This window comes from Nostoc sp. CHAB 5715, from assembly GCF_020829685.1.
Taxonomy (GTDB): domain Bacteria; phylum Cyanobacteriota; class Cyanobacteriia; order Cyanobacteriales; family Nostocaceae; genus Nostoc.
Genome location: NZ_JAIVFR010000063.1, coordinates 1 through 13,547 on the forward strand (window position 1 = coordinate 1; position 13,547 = coordinate 13,547).

16 protein-coding genes and 2 pseudogenes are annotated in these 13,547 nt (G+C 39.5%); 9 read left to right on the top strand and 9 right to left on the bottom strand.

Going from position 1 to position 13,547, the window contains the following annotated elements:
• Positions 1-69: 69 nt before the first annotated feature.
• The 7 genes from LC574_RS05560 to LC574_RS05590 all read right to left on the bottom strand — a co-directional run bounded on the left by LC574_RS05560 (position 70) and on the right by LC574_RS05590 (position 6,799).
• Positions 70-240, bottom strand: a complete 171-nt coding sequence (locus LC574_RS05560) for a hypothetical protein (protein WP_229451880.1) — start codon at positions 238-240, stop codon at positions 70-72.
• Positions 241-357: 117 nt separating this feature from the next.
• Entirely contained in the window at positions 358-4,125 is a 3,768-nt protein-coding gene (locus LC574_RS05565; RefSeq protein WP_229451882.1) for a hypothetical protein, read from the bottom strand.
• The gene (locus LC574_RS05570; protein WP_229451883.1) at positions 4,125-4,571 is read right to left on the bottom strand and encodes a hypothetical protein; all 447 of its coding nucleotides are present in this window, start codon (positions 4,569-4,571) and stop codon (positions 4,125-4,127) included. Before LC574_RS05570 ends, LC574_RS05565 begins: the two co-directional genes overlap by 1 nt.
• Positions 4,572-4,856: 285 nt before the next feature.
• Positions 4,857-5,636 carry a hypothetical protein gene (locus LC574_RS05575; protein ID WP_229451884.1) on the bottom strand — a complete coding sequence of 260 codons (780 nt, stop codon included), beginning with the start codon at positions 5,634-5,636 and terminating at the stop codon, positions 4,857-4,859.
• A gap of 5 nt (positions 5,637-5,641) precedes the next feature.
• Positions 5,642-5,875 carry a hypothetical protein gene (locus LC574_RS05580; protein WP_229451885.1) on the bottom strand — a complete coding sequence of 78 codons (234 nt, stop codon included), beginning with the start codon at positions 5,873-5,875 and terminating at the stop codon, positions 5,642-5,644.
• A gap of 25 nt (positions 5,876-5,900) precedes the next feature.
• Positions 5,901-6,527 (bottom strand): Uma2 family endonuclease, encoded by a 627-nt coding sequence (locus tag LC574_RS05585; protein WP_229451886.1) that lies wholly within the window; start codon positions 6,525-6,527, stop codon positions 5,901-5,903.
• A complete protein-coding gene (locus tag LC574_RS05590) occupies positions 6,524-6,799 on the bottom strand; it encodes a helix-turn-helix domain-containing protein (RefSeq protein ID WP_229451887.1) in 276 nt (91 codons plus the stop codon). The genes LC574_RS05585 and LC574_RS05590 overlap by 4 nt, the downstream gene beginning before the upstream one ends.
• A gap of 149 nt (positions 6,800-6,948) precedes the next feature.
• Between LC574_RS05590 and LC574_RS05595 the strand changes: the two genes are divergently transcribed.
• From LC574_RS05595 to LC574_RS05635, 9 genes and pseudogenes are all read left to right on the top strand, one after another.
• Positions 6,949-7,554 (top strand): hypothetical protein, encoded by a 606-nt coding sequence (locus tag LC574_RS05595; RefSeq protein ID WP_229451889.1) that lies wholly within the window; start codon positions 6,949-6,951, stop codon positions 7,552-7,554.
• Complete coding sequence (locus LC574_RS05600) at positions 7,532-7,756, top strand: hypothetical protein (RefSeq protein WP_229451890.1); 225 nt, start codon at positions 7,532-7,534, stop codon at positions 7,754-7,756. Before LC574_RS05595 ends, LC574_RS05600 begins: the two co-directional genes overlap by 23 nt.
• A gap of 48 nt (positions 7,757-7,804) precedes the next feature.
• A complete protein-coding gene (locus LC574_RS05605) occupies positions 7,805-8,065 on the top strand; it encodes a hypothetical protein (protein WP_229451892.1) in 261 nt (86 codons plus the stop codon).
• A 27-nt stretch (positions 8,066-8,092) separates the two neighbouring features.
• Entirely contained in the window at positions 8,093-8,293 is a 201-nt protein-coding gene (locus LC574_RS05610; protein WP_229451894.1) for a hypothetical protein, read from the top strand.
• Between the two features lie 75 nt (positions 8,294-8,368).
• The gene (locus LC574_RS05615; protein ID WP_229451895.1) at positions 8,369-8,524 is read left to right on the top strand and encodes a hypothetical protein; all 156 of its coding nucleotides are present in this window, start codon (positions 8,369-8,371) and stop codon (positions 8,522-8,524) included.
• A gap of 3 nt (positions 8,525-8,527) precedes the next feature.
• Positions 8,528-8,716: a hypothetical protein gene (locus LC574_RS05620; protein WP_229451896.1), complete on the top strand. Its 189-nt coding sequence runs from the start codon at positions 8,528-8,530 to the stop codon at positions 8,714-8,716.
• A gap of 17 nt (positions 8,717-8,733) precedes the next feature.
• Positions 8,734-9,423: a hypothetical protein gene (locus LC574_RS05625; RefSeq protein WP_229451898.1), complete on the top strand. Its 690-nt coding sequence runs from the start codon at positions 8,734-8,736 to the stop codon at positions 9,421-9,423.
• Between the two features lie 97 nt (positions 9,424-9,520).
• Positions 9,521-10,111 carry a hypothetical protein gene (locus LC574_RS05630; protein ID WP_229451899.1) on the top strand — a complete coding sequence of 197 codons (591 nt, stop codon included), beginning with the start codon at positions 9,521-9,523 and terminating at the stop codon, positions 10,109-10,111.
• A 148-nt stretch (positions 10,112-10,259) separates the two neighbouring features.
• Positions 10,260-10,445, top strand: a pseudogene (locus tag LC574_RS05635) (hypothetical protein); the annotation flags it as partial.
• A 94-nt stretch (positions 10,446-10,539) separates the two neighbouring features.
• On the opposite strand, the gene LC574_RS05640 reads toward LC574_RS05635, so the two are convergent.
• Positions 10,540-11,904, bottom strand: a complete 1,365-nt coding sequence (locus LC574_RS05640) for an ATP-binding protein (RefSeq protein WP_229451901.1) — start codon at positions 11,902-11,904, stop codon at positions 10,540-10,542.
• Between the two features lie 11 nt (positions 11,905-11,915).
• A pseudogene (locus tag LC574_RS05645) lies at positions 11,916-13,547 on the bottom strand (DDE-type integrase/transposase/recombinase); the annotation flags it as partial.

Genomic DNA, 13,547 nt, shown 5'->3' on the forward strand with positions numbered 1-13,547 from the left:
AAATTGGGTGGACTTGTACGATAGCCTCAAAGAGAAAAAGTAAGTCCAATCCTTTTGTTCGCGGATGTTTTACGCGAACAAAATTTTCTTTGTTTTACCTCTACTTCTCCTTAACCGAGCAGTATTGAGTACTAGCGCTTCATATCCCTTAGTAAGTGCTTTAATTTGCTGCAAGATATCAGATGGTAATAGATAAGTTTTACCGTCTAAAGTTATTCGTTGCCGTGGTGTAAAAGTCATAATTTTTATTTTTGGATTATAGATATACATTGCATTGATACTAGCATTTTCAAAGTTTAGAAAGTCACTCTTTACAAAATCCCAAGTAACTTTGGGATTTTGTATTTTTATACTTTTCTAGGTTGTTGACATCTCTAGAACCGCTTCCTGTAGTGCTAAGAGTTCAATTTCTGTTAGCGTTGCCAGCGCTTTTTCAGAAGCTTGTCCAAATTCTTTGATTTGTTTAGCGATCGCTTTTATAGCAGGTGTGAACCCAAACAAAACCATCTCTTTTACCTTATCCATAATATTAGGTTCCATAGCTGGTAAGTTTTCTATTACCGTTTCCTGTGCTGTTGCTACAGCCGTGACAGGCTCTAAACTTGTAGGATCACAGGCTAACTCTGTCTCAGGCATCGATAACGCTTTAGGCGCTCTCTGTCCTGTTTCTAGCGTGTACTCCCAATTAGGTTTATCAGTTTGGTAGTTTTCAGCTTCCCAGGTATTCCATCGAATATTTACACAATCCAAAGCAACTGTACGATAGTCACTATTGAATTTATCAAAATCCAGCCCGTAGACGTAATATTTGCCGCCTTTGGTGTTGGTCTGACCGTTACTTTTTAGATAAACTCCTGCTAGTCCTAGCAACTGTTTGATAAATTTCACGTTTTCTTTTTGCTCAACAGTTTTGTTCTCTGGTATCAATCCAGCTAGACGGTAAGTTTTTATATCCGTCCTTCTAGCTTTAGCAATGATTTTAAGTACTTCAGGACTCTTCTTAGTCAACTCTAAACCGTTCTCAAGTTGCTTGATGAGTTCTGGAATTCCTAAAGCTTGCAATGCTTTGATAACATGGTAGTCCTTCTGCACTAAGCTTTCGCCGTCCACAAATTCAGCAGTGGCAGTATTATATAGTGCTGCTTCCAGGCGTTTCTTAGACATCTCTGGATTATGCACAAAATAGAAATTTTCCTGTTGTTTGATGAAGTTTCTATTTTTCAGATAACACTCTAGGATAAAATCTTCTGACCATATCGAAGTATCTTTAATACCAGGGAGTTTATCGAGAATTCGAGCCTTTGTAAGCGCTCTGGCTGTGTCTACAGTCTCTAGTCGCTCGTGTACCTGTTTAGCTTCTTCAAGCCCGTCTACATATTCGTTAGCATTAAAAATCTCAGATGCTTTTTGTATTTTTTCCTCTATTGCAATATCTTTCATATTCTGAGCAATATCGGGACGGGTAATTGATGTGACAAACTCTACAGTATGCCCTTCTTTCTCAAGTACATATCGAAGGCACGAGCGATAGTGATTCTTTTCAAAAAGCTCTAAACCTTTCTCAAGTAGCGATCGATCTTGCCATGTAGAATTGATACGCTTCTGAGCATTCAGAATGATATCCTCCGCATCTGGATTTCCAAATTCTGCTGCTAGCTCAGTCATTCTTTCATTAATTAATTTTCCTAAATCTTCGTAGTAGTAATCATCCTTATCACTAAATAATCCTTTCTCAGGTATTGAGATATATGTAGGTATATCGTTGTCGCGTAATCTAAATAAAAATTGTGATAACCCTTGGGTTCTTAATAAGCCGCAAAAAATACCAGCTATACAGTTAAAGTATTTTTGAAGTTTTACACTAAATCCCGTCATAATTGACGGTGAACCAAGTACAAAATCAGGCTGATATTTTAGGATAAATTCTGATGGATCTTGCATCATCTCAGATACCCAAGATGAATTAAGTTTATCAATTGAGATTAAATTACCGTATCTCTCTAGAGCCAGGGGAACACGATTAAATAAATGCTTCCATGTTTCACCTTCACAAAGGCTTCCATCTGGTAGACGGTAATTAGCGGATATTTCAGAGTTGATCAAGAATCCTACTTTGCTATGGTGGTTTAGTAATTTTTCAATTTTTGTTCCTTGTGTGTCCGTCACGATAAAAAGCTTAGATTCTGGCTCTATTATTAAATTTAAGAGTGCCGATTGATTGGCTTTTTTTAAGTCTATTTCACCGTCTTTATCGGTACTAATCCCATCCAAGAATTTAAAATCTCTTAGGCGCTTTATGGTTTCAAAGCGGACGGCAACCACCTTTTTATTAGGTGCTATTTTCTTTAGCATTTCAATATCATGATCTGCTAAATCATCATCCATGATGTAAACTCTTTTAGCCGCTCTAAGCTCACTGCTTATTATTTCCTGTAGCTTTGCCCTTTCAGCGCCTTTGACAGTTCCCCCACTTACTAGCTGTCTGTCGCTGGCTGTTTTTTCATCAAAGTAAAGGTCATACTTGTAGCAATAGCCCTCTATCTTTGGCAAGGATTCTGTGCAACCTACTAAGTGGGTATTTTCTGGAATGGTTGTTGATCTATCAAATTTAGAAAAATTTTCTACAACCATTCCCATTTTTCGCATCTCAGCAATTTCTTGAGCTACCAATTTTCTGCGCGGTAAAATCGTGATCGAGTAGATGCCGTCTATAATTTGGCGCTCTAGTTTCTCATCTCTTGCGCTTTCAGACTTTCCACCACCTTTTGACGCGCTAATAGTAGTAATTTGATTGTCTTCCCGTGGAAATAATTTAAAATCTACTTTTTCATTTTCAACTGTCAAATCTGCTGTATACATTCTAGAAGCTACCCATCTTGGAAGCTTACCAGGGTCAACAGGTATAGGAGATTTAAAATCTGTTCCTGATTCGGTGGAATAAATATGTTCTGGATGTTGATCAGGATGCTCAATAATTATTTTTCCATCTACAGTTTCAGTTTCATTTTTTTCTACTTCGTGTTCTTTAACAAGTAATAAAAAATTCTCCGGTGTGATTAAATCAAAGCTTAGTGTGTTTTCAAGTTCATCAATATCAGGGTCTTGGTTTTTTTCTAATTGGTTCCACCAAGCAACATTTACTGAGTAAGTTCTACTTGTTAATTCTTCAGTAATTTTCTTGTAATTATTCAGGATGTGAGAATTGCTTAAGCTTCCGGCATCTGGACATAAAACAACTTTATTAGTTTGCCCTAACGCTTCTACTACTGCATTGATTGAGCCTAGCCAGTTTGCCCCTGCTGCCCCAACAATTTGAATATCCTTACGTCCGTACCTAAACCACAATTTCAGGGCAGTAATCAGTGATTTTAGCGAACCTTCTACTAACCAAGTTTCAGTTATTTGTTCGGCTTCGGGATGCCTCCAGAGAAATACAGGTAATTCACCGCTCGGTAAATGTGGGCTGTTTCCGCCTTTATTAGCAGATGATAACCAAATGTACTTACCAAATTTTACACGGTTATCACTGGCTATTTGAAATCCTGTGATTTCACTGTTGAGGTTTACAGCCGCGATCGCAAGCCCAATGACTCCTGTTAGTTGCGTAGTTCCATTTGCAAGCATGACTCCTGCCAGAGATGGAGAAGCATCAACTTTTAACCCTGGCTTCCAACTGGTGATCCATCCTTGAGAAACTGCAAAATCAATCTCTTCAGAATTTAAACCGCGTTTCTCAGACAACTCTGAGTGTCTATGCTTTTGGTTTAGTCCAAGTGTGGCAACGATACGGCGGTATTGTTCATCCCGGTCAGGAATGGGGAGTAATTGAGCTAACTTTTGTTGTTCTTCCCGTTCAGAACGCTCACGCCGTCGTTTTTTTTCATCAGCCCATTCCCGCCGCCGTTCTTCTGTCCATTCGGTGCTATTGTCGGGTTTAAAACTTGCTGTGTGTCCATTGCTTTCTTTGACACAAATAAATCCGTTGACTCTTTCACCCTTTCTAGCATCGGCAAAGGTATGGCATAGCTGAAAATTTTCGTCCGCTTTGCTATGCCTACAATCACCATCGTCATTTTCACAGACCGGACAAGGATTGTGTTTGTTGCTTGGGTAAAGGTTAGTCATTAGTTACGACCTCCCTTTAACGCTTCAAGCTTACCGGAGGGCTTCAAACGAATTAGAGAAGCCACTGGTTTATCAGTGAGTTTCCCGGTGCAAATCACAAAACCATTTTCTAATGCTGCGATTGCTACTGAAGGGATACCCAGGAATTCAGCTAATAGATCACCGAAAAAATGTTCTATTCGTAGCGGATCGATTACTTCAGGCTGTATTGAGCTTCCTTTGAGCCTTGGTGATATATCTTGAACTCGTTCATGGAATTGAACAGCCAACCAGTTATCTACCGCGAAAACTCTTCCTATAGCTTCCTGATCGGGAAAGCTCAAAAAATGCTCTAAATGCTCAGATTCTTTATTCTTTCTGGCTTGTAGCCCTAAACGATTCCAGAATTGTATTACGGTGTAATACTTGCCAGATGGCTTTGAATTATGTGATAATTGACCTAACATTTGAGCTTCTTTATCCTTCTGATAGGGGATTAGGAAGCGCTTTTTTTATCTATTTGTCCGACGTATTACTTTTGTGAACGTGTTAACCTGAAAATATATTAAAAATCTTTGGTGTCTTTAAGGGACTGGAAGGTGTAACGTTTATCAGACGTTACAGGATGTGAGAAGGCTAGTCACGGACTAAGCAAAAACATCAGCCAGACAGATTTTTAAAGGCGCTTTCCTTTTATATGGGTGTACGTTTATATTTTGGCATTGAAAATGTAACATTTTCACTCCAACGGACTAGAAGCCAGAAGGCTTACCCAGTAAGACTTTAAGCCCTCCTGCGTGATAACACTTAGAATCTGAAAAACTATTTTTAAACATAGCTTGGCTTAAAAGGACTTTACCTTTTCCTCTGGTTTTGGGAGAGAGAACAGTATAAAACTGACCATCTTCACCTTGCTCTACAGGTACAAAGTAGGGTGATTCTAATTCTCTGGTAGCTGTGGATTTAGCATCTAAAAATTCATTCCAAAGTTTCGTAAAATCGCATTTATAGACGCTTTCAGCCCATTTAATTGAAGCTTGGATTAAATTCCATGTATGAGGGTACTTTTCACGGCTGTAAGGGTTCTCAAAGCTTCTTAGGGCTTTATTATGCCCTTGTGTAGTCTTAATACCTTCTGTTTTATTTTTGCCTTCACCGCACCACAGAATACCTTCAAATAGAATCCCTGCCACCCAATCAACCGGATTGTTATAGCTTAAAGACTCTTTAACGCCTTTGAAATGGCATTCTTTAGCCAAGGAAGCTATGAATTTGAGTAGTTGACCTCTGGCTTTAAATAAAGGTGCTGTAGAGCAAGGTAAAGGTATTTTGTGCTTACCGTCCCAAGACTCTTTAAAAAACCAGTGCAAATCGCTCAATCTAAAAAGCGTATCAGACATTAAAGGTGCGTCGGATTGGATAACAGCTAATCTGAAATCATTTTCTAATTGGCTTATTAAAGATTTCCAAGAGTTCGGCACTGTGCTAGGTACATCAGCATTTAAAGGTTCAAATAATTTAGTTTTTGTCATAAAAATTAACGCAAATTGATATCAATCAAATATTGTTTCATTGCTGTCAGACTGATTTTAATTAATCCAGTATTTCCGTTAGTTCTAAAGTAATGTAGACCTTGTATTAATTTTCCTTTTTGAATTAACCTTTTAACTGTTCTAGGATGATAACCTGCGCCTAAGCGTGAGTGCAGTTCAACAAGGGTTAGTAGGTCATTTTCATCTAAATCTTTAGGGTGTAATTTAGTTCTAGGCATTTTAAAGAACCGTTAACAATTAGTTTTAACCGACATATCCAGCTTGAAAAACCTGTTCAGCAGTTAAATTTAACTCTGAGAAAGCCAATGATTGAATACGATCACTACCTCTAAATTGAGTAACTTGGTACTCACCATCGATTAATTGATAAATCGAAATAGTTGGTTGTTTAGGATTGCCAATAAACTTTCTAGCACCTATAGCAGCATAATCTACAATCCAATATTCTGGAATACCTATAGCTTCATAATCTGCCAATTTTTTGTAATAATCATCTCGCCAATTAGTACTAACAACTTCAATAACCAATGGAATAGATGCAGCTTGAGATACAGTTGATTCTTTTTTCCATAAAGGCTCATTTACTAAGTTTGGTCGATTGATTACTAATACGTCTGGATAATAAGCTGATTCACCCTCAAGTGGTTTGACTAATACAGTTTTTGGAATGTAATAAGGTAGATTTAAACGCTTGATATCTGCTGATATTTCTAGTGCTAAAAAACCCACAACATCTTCATGATCACCCGTTGGTTGTGCCATTTCAACTACAAACCCATCATGCAGTTCATAACGTTTACCTGTGTTATCAGGATACTTAGCGACGAATTCATCAAATGTGACTAGTTTTTTCTGTAAAGTTTGAGTCATGCTGTCTTCTCATTCTCCTGTTTCATATTGTCTAAGGGTCGATCTAAATCAATTCCTAAATCAATATTTAAAGCTTTTTCAATATTTTTAAGAGTTTCAAAAGGTACTTCGCCGACCTTCTCATTTTCTATACGATGCCAATGTGGGCTTGATATTCCCGCTTCAGCACAAAGAAAGGTTAATGGTCTGTCAGATGCTTTTCTAGCGTGTTTAATTTTCTCTCCTAATCCTGGAAATTCTTTACTATACAATACTTTCATCAAAGTAAGCATACGAGGTACTACTCCTTAAGTATGTCTTTAAGTCTAGCCTTTAGAATAACATCAAAAATATTACTTGACAAGTACTACTTATGAAGTTAGTATTTAGATGTGCAAATAACTTACTGCACACCCATGCTACACAATCAAATAAAAGCTTTATGTATCAAGACTTCCATGATATCGATGCAATCGAAGTGCAAGACACTGAGCAATACACAGTGCATTACACAGTAGATGACCTTACTGCACTTCTGAAGGTTAAACGCCGTCAAGTATTCAATTTGGTTAAGACGGTCAAGCAAGCTTACTTTTGGGAACCTGAAACAGTTTTTAATCCAAGCTTGGGTAAGTATTCAGAACGATGTTTAGTAGAGTTAAGGCGCGTGCAGACTTGCAAAACTTCATCTGAATATATCGCGTTAGTGGCATCTGAAAACCAGAAACCACAGCAAGCCAACAAGACATCTACATCAGCATTGGTTCCCACACGGCACACAGAAGCACTTGAAAATAAACTGGCAAATATCCAGAAGAACACCACAGCGCTAAACGTATCAGTTCAAGACCGAATCGCCGCTATCAAAGAACGGATTGCTACAGAAGCTAATCGCACCAAAAGTAATCAAACCGTGTTGGATGACTTGGAAGCACAACAGGCTATCACTCGTGGTATTGAAAAAGGTCTAAAGATTTTTGAATTGGAACAGCAAGCCGCCGCCGCCACAGTTGAGCAATTGACTCTTGAAAAATTACAACAACAGTAAGGAACTTGAAGAAATGAAAACTTTAAAACCTCAAGAACACAAGACAACGTTTGAAATCACTCTAAAATTTGAAGTTTCGGGTATGACTGAAAAAGAAGCTAAAGATTACTTTTATAGCAAACTTTTATCAGGACAAATTGCAATTGCTTCTGACGAAAATCTAGCATTGGTAGATATTTCTGGTAATATTTCTGCTTCTTAAAAGAGCCACTTTTTACCAATTCAATAGTCAAAATCAATAAATAAAGCAATGCGAGTAACTATCAAACCACACTTAAAACACTACTTCTGCTTACTTCAAGAGCAACTAGAGTGTGATAACCCAAGCGAAGTTTTGAACTACCTACTAACGGATTTAAAACTTAAAGGGTACTCATTCCTGGCTGATTATCAATACGTTCCAAATGTTCAAAAGCCAGTACAAAAAAATCAACCGTTACCACAAGATGACATTCCACAGAATGAAGACCCGATAATTAAAAGGCTCTCAGCACTTCTAGAAGATTTTTAAAAACTGTCCAAAACTGCTGTGAAAGTTATGACCAACGAACAAATCAAAGCAATTATCAAAGGCTGTGAAGCATCACTACAAATAGTTTTGAGTGATTCTAGCTATCAAAAAATCCAACAAAGTGACTGTTTCACAACTAACAACGATTTAACTTTAGGTGACGCAATTCAAGCGCTAAACGAAGTTTTGGAAGGTATCAGCACAGTTGAATATTTTGAAGGCAATTAATACTTTTAACAACTGCGATCGCCCTGAGAAAGTTTTCGCAGTTGCCACAATCCAACCTACACAAGGAATTGAATCATGAAAGTCGTGCAGAAGATCATAGCAGCTTTAATCATTATTAACACGCTTGGAAGCTTTTTTACTACTATTGGCGATTTAGCAGCAATCAAAGATGTACAAGCCGCTACGGTACAGCCAGAACAGCCCACAAATCGCGGTAATGGAAGGCGATAAAAGATGGATGAACTAAGCAGCCAAATTACACAAGCTAAAACGGATGAGAAAGAGCTAAATCAAGTACTGAAAAAATATGATCTCGATGAAGAATTAGCACTCGAATTCAGCGAAATAGACAAAGCCTTTCATCAGTTACAAATTCGCTATCAGTCACTTGTAAATACCCGAAAATTCTTTAACCAGCAATAAAAAAGGAAGTAAATAAAATGGCTAAAATCGATACTACAAAAGCAGCCGCTCAAGCTGTCGCTGAAAAGCTAGCTAAAAGAAATTCAAGCAACACTAATAGTTCGGCATCTAGCACGAATTCAAACAATTCAACTGTTTCTAATAATTCTACAATTCTTACAGACAAACACATCCCTGGTTTGCTAACTCTCACACCGGATTTAATACCGGGAATGATGTCAACATTCAAACCAGAAGATTACCGTATTAATGACCCTTTAAATCCTACTGAAACTCTCCCACAAGCCAGCCAAAGCCAGCTTGATAAAGGCATGAGAATCTATGAAAGTGCTACACGAGCGCTCAAATTAACGGGTGCTGCTTTAGATTTAACGCGCGAGAAATTTACTATAATCGGTAAGCATTCTAAGGCTTTTGGTGCTGGCATCCAAGCGGCTACTGAAATTGAGAAAGTCAAAGGTAATTATCTTGACTATGCGAATCAAAAAGAAGTTACTACCCAAAAATCAGTTGTCTTGGATGTCAGCCAAGTTAAAACAATTGCAGATAGAAATATTGCAATTCATAGCAAAGACGAACTTAATCAAAAGCTGTTACAAGCTCAAATAAAAGCCGAGGATTTACGACTAAGAACTGTTGAATCACAAGGAAAACTTGCAAGCTTTAAAGCACAGTTAGGCGATTATCTGGAAGTCAAAGCTAATTAAGCTCAGAACGTACTTGGCTAGCTCTAAAAATAGCCAAGTATTTTTTTTTATTTTACAGACATAAAGTAACTTGAAATTAAGAATCCAAAAAAATCCGATGAAACTTTCTCAAAAATTAGGGTTATCTGCTTTTAGTTTATGTGTTGGCTTGGCAATCGCTTCTAGTGGCTTCAAAACCGATACAGTCAAGCTGATCTCTATACTTGGTTTAGGAGCATTACCAGCAAGTTTTATCACTTATCTAGTCACAGATTCCAAGTCTCAAAAACTGCTAAACGATGCCGAAAACAAGAACAAAAAAGCGGGTGAGACACTAACTAAAGTTCTTCGAGAGTTCGACACTTGCAAGTCAAAACTAGCTACCGTTAACAGCCAACTAGAATCATTGAAAGATGAACTCAAAGAAGCTAGAAGTACTATAAACTCGTTAGGTCACAACAAACTAGAGAATACGGGTTTAATCGCTCAATTGCAAGCCAAGTTAAATCAATTATCTACACAGACTCAAAAAGATGCCCAACGCATTGAATATCTAGAAAGTGAGACTGAGCAATGGGAATTTAACTTTAAATCTCAAGTAGACACTGAATCTAACAGACGTTTTCAACTTGCCAAGTCTCAGGAGTTAGAGAAAATTTATCAAGAGCATGACTTAATCACCCAGGAAGCAATGCAGTTATTTATGTGATTTGAATCATAAAATAAACTTTTAGCTCAAGATATGCTTCAAAAAGAGTTAACCATTTTATGCTTCAAAAATTAGAATCCAAGTAGAATAATCTTCCATGTAATACACGGACAGGGGTAAACTAACGGTGTATTACATGGAAAAGTTTATGCGGAAACGAGATATTCAGGGAAAGTTTGCGCTCAAAAATGATGATTACCGCCAAGTACGTTCTTTGAGATTGACTGATGAAACATGGAAGGCATTGGGTATAGCGGCTGAATGCTTGGGGTGTAGCCGAGCGGATTATTTGGAAGAGATGGTAAAGAATAACCTTTTACCAAGTATTACACGGGTGAGGTAGTGAAAAATGTACGTCAGGCTCTCCCATGTATTACACGGAAGGGGGAGGATTTTATAACTCTGTTAGCTCATGAATTTTTTGATGTTCACTGTTGTCCTACAGTATCTCGTTTGGGTTTACGTTGTCCGACACGCCCCGAAGACTTTTTAGGCGTTTGCTGTTGAGGGGGTGTTTCATCTGTCTTCTGTGCATCCGTGGGACTAGGGGTAATATTTGTTTCTAGTGGTGTCTCACTAATGGAAGAATCATCTGGTTTTGTCTTCTTACGAGTTTGTTTTTTCTTAGGTACTGGTTCTATGGAAGTTTCACTTGGTGTCGCTTTATCTGTTTCATCATTGCTCTCAGGTGCAGGCTTTTTACGAGTCCGTTTCGCTTCTTGCGGGGATTTGTCAGATTTCGAGGGCGATGCAGCCGCAGTCGCCGCACCCACAGATAAATCCACCGCAGCTTTTGGTACAGATGTCGAACCCATGCCTATCTGTAGCAAATGCCACAAATGTTCACGGCGACTTTCCATGTAAGAGAGTTTTTGTTCCCCCTCAGTGGTATCCAAAGCCATGCGTTCACATTGGGCTAGTGTGAGGGTATGTTCATGCAGTCGTTCTAAACTCAAAGTATCGTGACCATCATGCAATGCCGCCGCCACAGCCCGGATAAGCCAGTCCTTGAGTACCCCAACACAACCAATGGAACGCTCATAAAAATAAAGCCAATGCTGCATTAGCTCTTTTACATCCACATTCATCGGTACTTGCATCAGGAGTGCCAATAATGCAGCTTGAAAATCTTGGCGGTCTTGTTCATTTTGATACAAATAACGCGGAAAATGGATATCCAGTCCTCGCCGCGATGCTTGACCACTTAAATTACGGAAATTGAGCAGTTCGTAAGTCCCAATGAGAATGTGTAGCACACCCGTAACGTTGGTCATAGACTTAATCCAGTCCAACTGATCTAAAAGTTTACCAGCACTAGCACCAGTCCCAATCTTCATTAAGTGCTGTGCTTCATCCAAAATCACTGCTCGTACACCACGTTTGGTCATTACCTCTTCTAATGCGTGACGCAGTTCAGGCGAATCATTAAACTGTGCTGTTTTAGTCCGGGAGCGTCCTTTTTTCTCCCAGGTCTGCTCCGCATCAATATCTATCAGCATCCGCCGCTCATAGAATGGTTCTCCCAAAAGTTTTAGTGCAGTGCGGTAATAATCTGCCCGATTAAACACCCCACCGTCAGATGGTCGTGTTTCTAACAGCAATAATGGCATCGGGAGCTGACTGCCGTTACGATAGCTCAAGGAATTGGAAACACCGGGTAACGGTTCGGGTACATTCTCATTTAACCGTTTAGCAATCTGTCGAATCATCGTTGTTTTACCCACACCGCTTGGCCCATACACCAACACATGAGCAAATCCGGCGGGTTCTCGAATCGCACGCATCAACAACATATCTACTCGTTCTAACTGGGGATGTAAAACTGCATACTCCTTAAACTGGGTAAGTTTAAGGAATCATGTACGCTCGTGTCATAAATGGTGTATGCCCACTCACACAGGTATGTATATAAATCTGCTAATGTCCAAACGGCAAGTTGTTTGGGGTCAACAACCTTGGTTAATTGACGTGGCTGCTTACTGGCTTGGGTGTTGCCTAGTAAGTTAAAGATAAATTCAGTATTGGTTGTGCCGAATAATCGCTCAACTACTGAGCCAAAACGGGGTTTAGCACCAGGACGAGTCTTTTTGATGCAGTGGTAGCGTGCTAATAAGGTATCAAAGTAAACGCTATGAAATTCCTTGCCGCCATCTACAACTACGGATTGGGGAAAACGACCAAAACGCTGGACGCACAACCGTAGTGCCATCATGCAAGACCTGTAAGAAGGTGGGTCAAAGGTAAGATAAACTGCTAAGATGCGTCGGGAGTAGGCATCAATCAGTAATGTCAGCCAAGGTCGTCCTAAGTTCCGACCAGAAACTTTAGAGCGTAATTCGATATCGAGTTGGGTGTGGTCAAGATGGCAGATAGCAAAGGGGCGGTCTCCGTGCCGGGGTGTAGTTTTAGCTAGTTCTAAAACAATCGGTTCGGTTGGGTATGCGGCTTTTGCTCCCTGACGTTTTAAAGTCTGCTCATGGATTGGACGCTTTTTTAGCCGAGTATAAAATGTGCGCTGACTCAGTGGAGGGATGTTGGCTCTTTCGCAGGCTCTTGTATATGCCCGATAAACAGAAGCGGCTGGAGCTTGTCTTGGTGTCTCGAAGTGTTCTGTAATAAATTTATCTAGTAAAACGCTGGCATCTGTTGGTGCTTTGGGGAGGCGATTTCCTCTATTATTTGTACGTGGGAGCAAACCAACATAACCGCAACCAAAAGTGGCTTCCGCTTCCCGAAACTGTTTGACCCATCGAGACAAGGTGCTTTGAGGAATGTCCTTATATATGTCTGTGCGGTGCTGGAAATATGCTTGTACTAGATGAAATCTGCGATTGGCTCTTTGTAGATCCGCAGGTGAGGCGGCATCCATCAATTCACGCACTCCCTCATTGAGGGTTGTTTGTTTTTCTGAGGTGAGAATGTTGATAGTGCCGCTATCAAATAATTGCAGAAAAAATGCTGTGGGCAATTGCATTGGTTGCCCAACTTCAGGTAAAAGTGTGGTTGTCGTCTCGCCCAAGTTAACTAAAGTCCAAAGTTGTGAGTCCCAGACTAATAAAGTGTTAGGCAAGAGAGTTGTGGGTGAGGTAATTGTTTGATGATGCCCACTTATCCCTATGGCTAAATGTGTATGAGCAGCATGAGTTTGTTCGTCTGCCCATAGCTGAACTCGCCAATGCTCCACTAAGGAAACTGCATACAAGTCTACGTAGAGTTGCTCTTTTGCAATCATGGCGTAAATATCGTTAGCACGCACTCCGGGAATGGTTGCAAGTGTAGCGGCTATGGTTGTTCCTGGACTGGCTTGGACTGAAGACAGTATTTGTTCTGTAATGGAAAGGGGGATATTGGCGGTGAACCTAAAGTAGTCTTCTAAAAACATTAGGTTCTGGGTAAATATGGGATTTAGTTCGGTATCGGTGCGAACGTGGTATTT